General features: G+C 71.7%; 13 protein-coding genes. 12 read left to right on the plus strand and 1 reads right to left on the minus strand.

Going from position 1 to position 10935, the window contains the following annotated elements; genetic code table 11:
• Positions 1–2 precede the first annotated feature (2 nt).
• Positions 3–1352, plus strand: coding sequence for an MFS transporter (locus tag ACFULQ_RS24090; protein WP_383547038.1), 1350 nt, complete (start codon positions 3–5; stop codon positions 1350–1352).
• Between the two features lie 52 nt (positions 1353–1404).
• On the opposite strand, the gene ACFULQ_RS24095 is transcribed toward ACFULQ_RS24090, so the two are convergent.
• Positions 1405–2040 (minus strand): TIGR03085 family metal-binding protein, encoded by a 636-nt coding sequence (locus ACFULQ_RS24095; protein WP_383547039.1) that lies wholly within the window; start codon positions 2038–2040, stop codon positions 1405–1407.
• Positions 2041–2123: 83 nt separating this feature from the next.
• On the opposite strand from ACFULQ_RS24095, the gene hisI reads away from it, so the two are divergent.
• The 11 genes from hisI to lgt all read left to right on the plus strand — a co-directional run bounded on the left by hisI (position 2124) and on the right by lgt (position 10886).
• On the plus strand, positions 2124–2522 hold the full coding sequence (gene hisI, locus ACFULQ_RS24100; protein ID WP_383547041.1) for a phosphoribosyl-AMP cyclohydrolase: 399 nt from the start codon (positions 2124–2126) through the stop codon (positions 2520–2522).
• Between the two features lie 11 nt (positions 2523–2533).
• Entirely contained in the window at positions 2534–4012 is a 1479-nt protein-coding gene (locus ACFULQ_RS24105; RefSeq protein ID WP_383547043.1) for an anthranilate synthase component I, read from the plus strand.
• Between the two features lie 51 nt (positions 4013–4063).
• On the plus strand, positions 4064–4705 hold the full coding sequence (locus tag ACFULQ_RS24110; protein WP_383547045.1) for a TIGR02234 family membrane protein: 642 nt from the start codon (positions 4064–4066) through the stop codon (positions 4703–4705).
• Positions 4706–4856: 151 nt separating this feature from the next.
• Complete coding sequence (locus tag ACFULQ_RS24115; protein WP_383547047.1) at positions 4857–5105, plus strand: HGxxPAAW family protein; 249 nt, start codon at positions 4857–4859, stop codon at positions 5103–5105.
• A 77-nt stretch (positions 5106–5182) separates the two neighbouring features.
• Positions 5183–5623 carry a DUF2752 domain-containing protein gene (locus ACFULQ_RS24120; protein WP_383547049.1) on the plus strand — a complete coding sequence of 147 codons (441 nt, stop codon included), beginning with the start codon at positions 5183–5185 and terminating at the stop codon, positions 5621–5623.
• 138 nt (positions 5624–5761) lie between these two features.
• On the plus strand, positions 5762–6571 hold the full coding sequence (gene trpC, locus ACFULQ_RS24125; protein ID WP_383547051.1) for an indole-3-glycerol phosphate synthase TrpC: 810 nt from the start codon (positions 5762–5764) through the stop codon (positions 6569–6571).
• Between the two features lie 21 nt (positions 6572–6592).
• Positions 6593–6805 carry a tryptophan biosynthesis modulator TrpM gene (gene trpM, locus ACFULQ_RS24130; protein ID WP_383547053.1) on the plus strand — a complete coding sequence of 71 codons (213 nt, stop codon included), beginning with the start codon at positions 6593–6595 and terminating at the stop codon, positions 6803–6805.
• A 59-nt stretch (positions 6806–6864) separates the two neighbouring features.
• Positions 6865–8151, plus strand: coding sequence for a tryptophan synthase subunit beta (gene trpB, locus ACFULQ_RS24135; protein ID WP_383547055.1), 1287 nt, complete (start codon positions 6865–6867; stop codon positions 8149–8151).
• The gene (gene trpA, locus ACFULQ_RS24140; protein ID WP_383547057.1) at positions 8148–8972 is read left to right on the plus strand and encodes a tryptophan synthase subunit alpha; all 825 of its coding nucleotides are present in this window, start codon (positions 8148–8150) and stop codon (positions 8970–8972) included. The genes trpB and trpA overlap by 4 nt, the downstream gene beginning before the upstream one ends.
• A gap of 104 nt (positions 8973–9076) precedes the next feature.
• Positions 9077–9850 (plus strand): thioredoxin domain-containing protein, encoded by a 774-nt coding sequence (locus ACFULQ_RS24145; RefSeq protein WP_383547059.1) that lies wholly within the window; start codon positions 9077–9079, stop codon positions 9848–9850.
• A gap of 82 nt (positions 9851–9932) precedes the next feature.
• Positions 9933–10886, plus strand: coding sequence for a prolipoprotein diacylglyceryl transferase (gene lgt, locus ACFULQ_RS24150; protein WP_383547061.1), 954 nt, complete (start codon positions 9933–9935; stop codon positions 10884–10886).
• The last annotated feature ends 49 nt before the right edge of the window (positions 10887–10935 follow it).

The following is a 10935-nucleotide window of genomic DNA, read 5'->3' on the forward strand; positions in this document are numbered from 1 at the left end:
CAGTGACCTCCACGACTTCCACGACCAACGTCCCCTTGTCCCTGGCCCACGTCGTCGACACGCCCGCCCACCGCGACGGCAACGTCCTGCGCTGGCTCGCCGCCTACACCGCCTCGATGACCGGCGACAGCGTGTACTACATCGCGCTGTCCTGGGCGGCCGTCCAGTCCGGCACACCCGCGCAGGCCGGGGTCGTGATGTCGGTCAGCGCGCTGCCGCGAGCCCTGCTGATGCTGGGCGGCGGAGTGATCGCCGACCGGCTCGGGCCGCGCAGGGTGGTCATCGGCAGTGACGCGGTGCGCTGCGCGGCGGTGCTCGCGGTGGCGGCTCTGCTGTTCCTCGCCGCTCCTGGCCTGTGGGTACTGGCCCTGCTGGCGCTCGTGTTCGGGATCGTCGACGCCGTGTTCATGCCAGCCGTGGGGGCCCTCCCCGCGCGTGTGACGAGCCGCGGGCAACTCGCGCGCGTGCAGGGCATGCGAGGGCTCGGCATTCGCTTCGCGAGCGTCGTCGGGGGCCCGCTCGGCGGCCTCGCGGTGGCGGTCGGGGGAGCGGCGGCCGCGTTCGCCTTCGCGGGGGTGCTGATCGCGATATCGGTGCCGCTGCTGGTGTCCGTGCGGATACGGGAGCTGCCTGCGGACGACAGGGAGGCCGACGGCGGGACGGTGGGGGGCGAGGGCGGTGCAGAGGTGGCCGGCGTCATGGGTGCCCGCGACGGGAAGGCCGGCGGCAAGGCCGTCGTGGGCGGGGCCTGGGACGACCTGTGTGTCGGGCTTCGGTACATCCGACGGCATCCTGTCCTCGCCCCGCTGATGCTGGCCATCGCTCTCGGGGACCTCGGCTTCGTCGGGCCGCTCAACGTCGGGCTGACGCTGCTCGCCGAGGAGCGCGGCTGGGGCGCCGCCGGGATGGGCTGGGTGCTGGGCGGGTTCGGGGTCGGGGCCGGCTGCGCCTCGCTGCTGCTGGCCGTACGCGGGCGCGTGCCGCACGCCGGGCACGTGATGGTGTACGCCTGCCTCGGCGGAGCGGTCGCGATCGGCGCCCTGGCCTTCGTCCCGGGTGTCGTCGCGGCCGCCGGAGTCGCCCTGCTGATCGGGCTGCTCGCCGGACTCAGCGGCGCCCTGTGCGGTGCTCTGCTCCAGACCCAGGCGGACCCCGCCTACCTGGGCCGCGTCACCGCCGTGGCCTCCCTGGTCAGCCTCGGCTTCGCACCGCTCAGCATGCCGCTGTCCGCCGCCGCGATCGGCGCCTGGGGCACCGTCCCGGTCTTCGTGACCAGCGCGGCGGTGTGCGGCCTCGGCGCCCTCGTCGCACTCTGCGCCCGAAACCTGCGCCGCGCCGAACTCCCCACGTGAGGGCCCCGACCACCCAGCGCAGCTGGACTCCCGGCCCGGTGAGCCCGAGCCGTCAGATGCCGAGTTCCTTTGCCTCGTGGAGCTTGGCGATGGCGTCCTTGTCGCCCTCCAGGTCCACCTTGGCCGCGCTCTGGCGGCCGTACAGGAAGAGCAGCAGTTCTGACGGTTCGCCTGTTGCCGTCACGACCGGGGTGCCTCGGTGGGCCACCGCTGTCTGGCCGTTCGGGCGGCGCAGTACCAGGCCGGTGGGGACGCTGCGGCCCATCAGGCGGGCGGTGCGCTCCAGGCGGGACCACAGGGTGTCCTGGAAGACCGGGTCCAGTTCGCGGGGCGTCCAGTCGGGGCGGGCGCGGCGGACGTCCTCCGTGTGGACGTAGAACTCCACCGTGTTCGACAGCTCCTCGACCTGCTTGAGCTGGAAGGGGGAGAACCGCGGCGGGCCGGTGCGGATCAGCTGGATCAGTTCCTCGTAGGGCTTCTCGGAGAACTCGGTCATCACCCGGTCCAGGCGGGACGCGAGCTGCTTGATCAGCAGACCGCCCGCCGCGTCGGGACGGCGCTCGCGCACCACCACGTGCGCCGCGAGATCCCGGGTGAGCCAGCCCTCGCAGAGAGTGGGGGCGTCCGGACCCTCGGCCTCCAACAGGTCGGCGAGGAGAAGTCGTTCACGCTTGGCGAAAGTCGACATGCAGTCAGCCTACGACCGCCCGGCAGGTCCGCCCAGTGGACACCGCACGGTCACTGTCAGTGGCGCGCGGCACAATGGCACCCATGACCAGCACGCCCCCGCCCAGCAGCAGTCTCGACCCGGAGATCGCCGCGCGCCTCAAGCGCAGCGCCGACGGGCTCGTCCCCGCCATCGCCCAGCAGTACGACACCGGTGAGGTGCTCATGCTCGGCTGGATGGACGACGAGGCGCTGCACCGCACGCTGACCACCGGCCGCTGCACCTACTGGTCGCGCAGCCGCCGGGAGTACTGGGTCAAGGGCGACACCTCGGGCCACTACCAGTGGGTCAGGTCCGTCGCCCTGGACTGCGACGCCGACACCGTGCTGGTGAAGGTGGACCAGGTCGGCGCCGCCTGCCACACCGGCGCGCGGACCTGCTTCGACGCCGACGTCCTCCTCAAGGACGGCGCCGATTCCGGTGCCGCCCCCTCGGATCAGTAAGGTCAGCCGCCATGGACCTCGAGACCTTCCGCAAGCTCGCCACCGACCGGCGCGTCATCCCGGTCACGCGCAAGCTCCTCGCCGACGGCGACACCCCCGTCGCGCTCTACCGCAAGCTCGCCGCCGAGCGCCCCGGCACCTTCCTGCTGGAGTCCGCGGAGAACGGCCGCTCGTGGTCCCGGTACTCCTTCGTCGGCGTCCGCTCCGCCGCCACCCTGACCGCCCGGGACGGCCAGGCCCACTGGCTCGGCACCCCACCGGTCGGCGTCCCCGTCGACGGCGACCCGCTCGCCGCCCTGCGCGCCACCATCGAGACCCTGCACACCCCGCACCAGGAGGGCCTGCCGCCCTTCACCGGCGGCATGGTCGGCTATCTCGGCTACGACATCGTCCGCCGCCTGGAGAAGATCGGCCCCGGCGAGCGCGACGACCTGAAGCTCCCCGAGCTGACCATGCTCCTGACCAGCGACCTCGCGGTCATGGACCACTGGGAGGGCTCGGTCCTGCTGATCGCCAACGCGATCAACCACAACGACCTGGACACCGGCGTCGACGAGGCCTACGCCGACGCCGTGGCCCGCCTCGACGCCATGGAGGCCGACCTCACGCGCGCGGTCGCGCAGCCCCCGGCCGTCCTCCCGCCGTCCGAGCTCCCCGAGTACACCGCGCTGTGGGGCGGCCCGGACTTCCAGGCGGCCGTCGAGGACATCAAGGAGCGCATCCGGGCCGGCGAGGCCTTCCAGGTCGTCCCCTCCCAGCGCTTCGAGACCCCGTGCACCGCGAGCGCGCTGGACGTCTACCGGGTCCTCAGGGCCACCAACCCGTCGCCGTACATGTACCTGTTCCGCTTCGACGGCTTCGACGTCGTGGGCTCGTCCCCCGAGGCCCTCGTCAAGGTCGAGGACGGACATGCCATGGTCCACCCCATCGCCGGCACCCGCTGGCGCGGGGCGACCCCGCAGGAGGACCAGGCCCTCGCCGACGAGCTGCTCGCCGACCCGAAGGAGCGCGCCGAGCACCTCATGCTCGTCGACCTGGGGCGCAACGATTTGGGGCGGGTCTGCGAGCCCGGCTCGGTGGAGGTCGTCGACTTCATGTCCGTCGAGCGGTACTCCCACGTCATGCACATCGTCTCGACGGTCACCGGCAAGGTCGCCGAGGGCCGCACCGCCTTCGACGTCCTGACGGCCTGCTTCCCGGCCGGCACCCTCTCCGGGGCGCCGAAGCCCCGCGCGATGCAGATCATCGACGAACTCGAGCCGTCCCGGCGCGGGTTGTACGGCGGCTGCGTCGGCTACCTCGACTTCGCCGGCGACTCCGACACCGCCATCGCCATCCGTACGGCACTGCTCAGGGACGGCACCGCCTACGTCCAGGCCGGGGCCGGCATCGTCGCCGATTCCGACCCGGTCGCCGAGGACACCGAGTGCCGGAACAAGGCGGCGGCGGTCCTCAGAGCGGTGCACACCGCGAACCGCTTGGGCAAGTAGGGCGATTCTCACGGAGCCCCGGGTGACCGTTCGCCCGGGGTTCGGGTGATAGTGGGGTACGTGACTGCCGTACCTCACCCCCGTTCCGAAGCCGCAGGACCCGCCAGGGCCGGCCGCCTCAGTCTCGCCGTAGCACTGCTGTCCGGTGCGCTGGGCGCTGCCGTGGCGTTGCTCGCGACCCGTCAGCGATGGTCGGAGGGCACCGCGACGGTGGCCGGCGGCGCGTTTCCGCTGACCGCCAAGGGCAGCGACGTGACCGGTGTCCCGGCCGCGCTCGCCATAGTGGGCCTCGCCGCGCTCGTCGCCGTGTTCGCCGTACGCAAGGCGGGGCGGCTGCTGGTCGCCGGGGTGCTCGCGCTCTCCGGGGCGGGCATCGTGGCGGCGGCGCTGATCGGTGCGGGGGATTCTTCCGCGCTGGACGAGCAGGCGGCGCAGGCGTCCGGGGACACCTCGGCGACGGTCGCCGCGCTCTCGCACACCGCGTGGCCCTATGTCGCCGTGGTGGGGGGCGCGCTGATTCTTCTCGCCGGGTTGCTGGCTCTGCGGTACGGGCGGTTGTGGCCTGCGATGTCGGGGCGGTACGAGCGGGACGGGGCGCCTCGGGTGCGTCGTAAGCCTGTGGTCGTCGATCCCGATCGGCCTGAGGACATGTGGAAGGCGCTCGATCGTGGGGAGGATCCTACGGGGGCGTAGCGGTTGTCATTTGACCGCGGGCCGGTGGGGGCTTGTCGCGCAGTTCCCCGCGCCCCTGGAGGGCGCGTCTCGGTGACCCCCGGACACATCGTTCCCCTGCGTACGGAAGAATGGGCGCGACATCACGTACTTCAGCACCTAGGAGCAAGCAATGGCGGGCAGCAGCCACGGTCACACCCCGGCCGCCTGGACCGGTGTCACTATCGCCTTCATCGGTTTCTGCGTCGCGGGCGTCTTCATGGTGATGGCCGAGCCGGCGGGGTTCTGGGCCGGTATGGCGATCGTGGTGATCGGCGGGATCATCGGCTGGATCATGAGCGCGATGGGGATGGGCATGCCCAAGGACGCCCACAAGCCGCTCGTCACCTCGAAGGCCGAGGCGGCGGACGCCAAGAGCTGACACGCACCTCGTGAAGGGGCGGCCGGGCTGAATCGCCGGGGCCGCCCCTCACGCGTTCGACGGGAGGGCGGGGGACAATGCGGGACGTGAACGCCGACACTCAGCGAGCGCTGCGCCCAGACGGCCCCTGGGGACGTGTGGCCGTCCCGGCGGGGATCCTCGCGGCCGTCGCCGGGGCCTTCGCGTACGTGGGGACCGTGGACCCCAACCAGCCCGGCCACTACCCGGTCTGCCCGCTCTACCGGATCACCGGCCTGTACTGCCCCGGCTGCGGCGGACTGCGCAGCGCGCACGCCTTCGTCCACGGCGACTTCCTGGCCGCGCTCCAGGACAACGCCGTGGCCGTCGTGGGCTATCTGGGCTTCGCCCTGCTGTGGACCGTCTGGGTGGTCCGCGCGGCGCGCGGGCGGCCGCTGCGGCTCGGTCTCGGGCCCGTGCACCTGTGGACGGTGGGGGCGTTGCTGCTGGTCTTCACGGTTGTCCGGAACCTGCCGTTCGGTGGCTGGCTACATCCTTGATCAACGGGCGAACGTCCAGGTAGTGGGACCGGCGTCAACCGGATGCGAGGGCTACGCCCTCCTGCGGATACCATCGCAGTGACCACCTGTTTTCATCGGTCGCTGGAACTGTCAACCGTCTGGAAGGGGGCCGCTCGCGTGAGTGTGCTCGACGAGATCATCGACGGAGTCCGTGCCGACCTCGCGGAACGGCAGGCGCGCGTCAGCCTCGACGAGCTCAAGGAGCGCGCGGCGAAGGCTCCCGCCGCCAAGGACGGCGTGGCCGCCCTCCGCGGCGACGGCGTCAAGGTCATCTGCGAGGTCAAGCGCTCCAGCCCCTCCAAGGGCGCGCTGGCCGCGATCGCCGACCCGGCGGGCCTCGCCGCCGACTACGAGGCGGGCGGCGCGGCCGTCATCTCCGTCCTCACCGAACAGCGCCGCTTCGGCGGCTCGCTGGCCGACCTGGAGGCCGTCCGCGCGCGCGTGGACATCCCGGTCCTGCGCAAGGACTTCATCGTCACGTCGTACCAGCTCTGGGAGGCCCGGGCCTACGGCGCCGACCTCGCGCTGCTCATCGTCGCGGCCCTGGAGCAGCCCGCCCTGGAGTCCCTGATCGAGCGCGCCGAGTCCATCGGGCTCACCCCGCTCGTCGAGGTCCATGACGAGGACGAGGTCGAGCGCGCGGTGGACGCCGGAGCGAAGGTCATCGGCGTCAACGCGCGTAACCTCAAGACCCTCGAGGTCGACCGCGGCACCTTCGAGCGCGTCGCCCCCGAGATCCCCGCCCACCTGGTCAAGATCGCCGAGTCCGGCGTCCGCGGCCCCCACGACCTGATCGCCTACGCCAACGCCGGCGCCGACGCGGTCCTGGTCGGCGAGTCCCTGGTGACCGGCAAGGACCCGAAGACGGCGGTCGCGGACCTGGTGGCGGCGGGCGAGCACCCGGCACTTCGCCACGGGCGCGGCTGATCACCGGTTAGAGTTGGCCCGATGACTGTCACCATGACCACCGCGGACCGGCACGCGCGCCTCGCGCGCGGTTGCCGCCCGCGGGGTTGCCGCGCGCCCGCGCGCAGGGTGCACGGTCGCAGGGTGCGGTACGTCATCGGTGACGAACCCGGACAGGTGAACGGCCGTCGATGGCGACTCCTCAGGGGCGCGGGGAACTGCGCGACCAGCCACAGACGACCTGAGGCCGTCTGATCCCCTGTGCCCCCACGGCGCTTAGTGTCTCTTTCACGCACTCACCGTGAGGTTCAGCCATGCCCAGCGAGTTCTTCATCCCCGACCCGGAGGGTCAGGTCCCGAGCCCCGAAGGCTACTTCGGCGCGTTCGGCGGCAAGTTCATCCCGGAGGCCCTCGTCGCCGCCGTCGACGAGGTCGCCGTCGAGTACGACAAGGCCAAGCACGACCCCGAGTTCGCCCGCGAGCTCGACGACCTGCTGGTGAACTACACCGGCCGCCCCAGCTCCCTCACCGAGGTGCCGCGGTTCGCCGAGCACGCCGGTGGTGCCCGGATCTTCCTCAAGCGGGAGGACCTCAACCACACCGGCTCCCACAAGATCAACAACGTCCTCGGCCAGGCCCTGCTCACCAAGCGCATGGGCAAGACCCGCGTCATCGCCGAGACCGGCGCCGGCCAGCACGGCGTCGCCACCGCGACCGCCTGTGCGCTCTTCGGCCTCGAGTGCACGATCTACATGGGTGAGATCGACACCCAGCGCCAGGCCCTCAACGTGGCCCGGATGCGCATGCTCGGCGCCGAGGTCATCGCCGTGAAGTCCGGCAGCCGTACGCTGAAGGACGCCATCAACGAGGCCTTCCGCGACTGGGTTGCCAACGTCGACCACACCCACTACCTGTTTGGTACCGTCGCCGGCCCGCACCCCTTCCCGGCGATGGTCCGCGACTTCCACCGCGTGATCGGCGTCGAGGCCCGCCGCCAGCTCCTGGAGCGGGCCGGGCGCCTGCCCGACGCGGCGATCGCCTGCGTCGGCGGCGGCTCCAACGCCATCGGCCTCTTCCACGCCTTCATCCCCGACACCGGTGTACGCCTCATCGGCTGCGAGCCCGCCGGGCACGGTGTGGAGACCGGCGAGCACGCGGCCACCCTGACCGCGGGCGAGCCCGGCATCCTGCACGGCTCCCGCTCCTACGTCCTCCAGGACGAGGAGGGCCAGATCACCGAGCCGTACTCGATCTCGGCCGGTCTGGACTACCCGGGCATCGGCCCCGAGCACTCCTACCTCAAGGACTCCGGCCGCGGCGAGTACCGCGCGGTCACCGACGACGCGGCCATGCAGGCCCTGCGCCTGCTGTCCCGCACCGAGGGCATCATCCCGGCCATCGAGAGCGCGCACGCGCTGGCCGGGGCCCTGGAGGTCGGCCGGGAGCTCGGCAAGGACGGGCTGATCGTGGTCAACCTGTCAGGCCGCGGCGACAAGGACATGGACACCGCCGCGCGCTACTTCGGCCTCTACGACACCGACGCGGCCGTCGCCGCGGACGAGGCCGGCACCGGCGCGGAGATCGAGGGGGACGCCAAGTGAGCGGGAACATTCAGCTGCTGACCGACACCCTCGCCGGTGCCAAGGCCGAGGGCCGGTCCGCGCTCATCGCCTACCTCCCGGCCGGGTTCCCGACCGTGGACGGCGGCATCGAGGCGATCAAGGCCGTCTTCGACGGCGGCGCGGACATCGTCGAGGTCGGTCTGCCGCACAGCGACCCCGTCCTGGACGGTCCCGTCATCCAGACCGCCGACGACATCGCCCTGCGCGGCGGCGTCAAGATCGCGGACGTCATGCGCACGGTCAAGGAGGCCCACGAGGCCACCGGGAAGCCGGTGCTCGTGATGACGTACTGGAACCCCATCGACCGCTACGGCGTCGAGCGCTTCACCGCCGAGCTCGCCCAGGCCGGCGGCGCGGGCTGCATCCTGCCCGACCTGCCGGTGCAGGAGTCGGCGCTGTGGCGGGAGCACGCCGAGAAGCACGGGCTCGCCACGGTCTTCGTGGTCGCGCCCAGCAGCAGGGACGCGCGTCTCGCCGAGATCACCGCGGCGGGCAGCGGCTTCGTCTACGCCGCCTCGCTGATGGGTGTCACGGGCACGCGCGAGTCGGTCGGGGCGCAGGCCCAGGACCTGGTCGAGCGCACCCGGGCGGCCGGTGCCGGTTCGGGCCTGCCGGTCTGCGTCGGGCTCGGCGTCTCCAACGCGCGGCAGGCCGCCGAGGTGGCCGGCTTCGCCGACGGTGTGATCGTCGGCTCGGCCTTCGTGAAGCGGATGCTGGACGCGCCGGACGACAAGGCCGGTGTCGAGGGCGTCCGGGAACTCGCCGCCGAGCTGGCCAAGGGCGTGCGCCGACAGGCGTAGGCCGGCGGTACGCCCGTCATGGCGTGACGGGACATCCGCTCACTCGAACGGGTGGACCTGGGGCCGGGGAGGCGCGGTGCGCCTCCCCGGTTCGTTCTGCGGGTGTGAGTGAGAAGAACCGTGAGGGAAAGCGCACCGCCCGGGAGCGGCTGGCGGAGGAGCGCGCGAAGCAGAAGTCCGCGGAGAAGCGGCGCCGGGTGCTGATCGTGGGCGCGAGCGTGGTGTGCGTCCTGGGGCTGGCCGCGGTGATCGGCGTGGTCGCGGCGAACTCCGGAAAGGACAGCAAGGAGTCCTCGGGCCCGGTGGTGGTGCCCTCGGGGGCCAAGGGCCAGGACAGCCTCGCCATCCCGGTCGGCGAGGAGGGCGCCAAGTCGACGCTCGTCGTCTGGGAGGACTTCCGCTGCCCCGCCTGCAAGGCCTTCGAGGCGGCGTACCGCCCGACCATCCACGAGCTCACCGGGTCCGGCAAGCTCAAGGTCGAGTACCACCTGGCGACCATCATCGACGGCAACATGGGCGGCACCGGCTCCCGCAACGCGGCCAATGCCGCGGCCTGCGCCCAGGACGCCGGGAAGTTCCCGGCGTACCACGACGTGCTGTACGAGAACCAGCCCGAGGAGAGCAGCGACGAGTACGCCGAGAACGCGAAACTGCTCGAGCTGGCGAAGAAGGTCGACGGGCTCGACACCCCCGCGTTCCGCGGTTGCGTCGACAAGGGCACCCACAACAGCTGGGTGGACAAGTCCGCGGCCGCCTTCCGGAACGGCGGCTTCTCCGGCACCCCGACCGTCCTGCTCGACGGCAAGAACATCTACCAGGACCAGACGATGACCCCGGCGAAGCTGAAGCAGCAGGTGCTGGAAGCCGCCAAGGGGTGAGGAATTCAGGTCCCCCTGTTATGGACCCGTTGCCGGGCCGCCTGCCGTGGGCCCGGCCGGGCAGGGTAGCGTCGACCCTGCCATGGAACTTGCCTACATTCCCAGCCCGTCGCGCGGGGTGATCCACCTCGGTCCCATCCCGCTGCGTGGCTACGCGTTCTGCATCATCATCGGCGTCTTCGTAGCCGTCTGGCTCGGCAACAAACGCTGGGTCGCTCGTGGCGGGCGGGTCGGCACGGTGGCCGACATCGCTGTCTGGGCCGTGCCGTTCGGACTCCTCGGCGGCCGCCTCTACCACGTGATCACGGACTACGAGCTGTACTTCAGCGAGGGCCGTGACTGGGTGGACGCCTTCAAGGTCTGGGAGGGCGGCCTCGGCATCTGGGGCGCGATCGCGCTCGGCGCGCTCGGCGCGTGGATCGGCTGCCGGCGCCGGGGCATCCCGCTGCCCGCGTACGCCGACGCCGTCGCCCCCGGCATCGCCCTCGCGCAGGCCATCGGCCGCTGGGGCAACTGGTTCAACCAGGAGCTGTACGGCAAGCCCACCGACCTGCCGTGGGCCCTGCACATCACGTCCTCGACGGACGGCCGGGTGCCGGGCTACTACCACCCGACGTTCCTGTACGAGTCGCTGTGGTGCATCGGCGTCGCCCTGCTCGTCATCTGGGCGGACCGCCGCTTCAAGCTGGGCCACGGACGGGCGTTCGCGCTGTACGTCGCCGCGTACTGCGCGGGGCGCGGCTGGATCGAGTACATGCGCATCGACGACGCCCACCACATCCTCGGGGTCCGGCTCAACGTCTGGACCGCGATCATCGTCTTCCTGCTCGCCGTCACCTACATCGTGGTCTCGGCGAAGAAGCGGCCCGGGCGTGAGGAGATCGTCGAGCCGGGTGCCTCGGACGGAACGGACGGCGAGGGTGACAAGGCCGACGGTGACAAGACGGCCGAGGGTGCGGAGAAGGCCGAGGCCGACTCCGACGAGGACGACGCCGAGAAGGTGACCGACGAGGCCGAGTCGGCGAAGAAGACCTGACGGTCGGCCGTACGTCGACGAAGGGCGCCCCGAATGTGGTGGGGCGCCC

The organism is Streptomyces sp. NPDC057253, assembly GCF_042669125.1.
Classification (GTDB): Bacteria; Actinomycetota; Actinomycetes; order Streptomycetales; family Streptomycetaceae; genus Streptomyces.

Coding starts and splice junctions, on each gene's coding strand:
- ACFULQ_RS24095 (WP_383547039.1), bottom strand. CDS start 2,040: ATGTCGACTTTCGCCAAGCGTGAACGACTTCTCCTCGCCGACCTGTTG.
- hisI (WP_383547041.1), top strand. CDS start 2,124: ATGACCAGCACGCCCCCGCCCAGCAGCAGTCTCGACCCGGAGATCGCC.
- ACFULQ_RS24105 (WP_383547043.1), top strand. CDS start 2,534: ATGGACCTCGAGACCTTCCGCAAGCTCGCCACCGACCGGCGCGTCATC.
- ACFULQ_RS24115 (WP_383547047.1), top strand. CDS start 4,857: ATGGCGGGCAGCAGCCACGGTCACACCCCGGCCGCCTGGACCGGTGTC.
- ACFULQ_RS24120 (WP_383547049.1), top strand. CDS start 5,183: ATGCGGGACGTGAACGCCGACACTCAGCGAGCGCTGCGCCCAGACGGC.
- trpM (WP_383547053.1), top strand. CDS start 6,593: ATGACTGTCACCATGACCACCGCGGACCGGCACGCGCGCCTCGCGCGC.
- trpB (WP_383547055.1), top strand. CDS start 6,865: ATGCCCAGCGAGTTCTTCATCCCCGACCCGGAGGGTCAGGTCCCGAGC.
- lgt (WP_383547061.1), top strand. CDS start 9,933: ATGGAACTTGCCTACATTCCCAGCCCGTCGCGCGGGGTGATCCACCTC.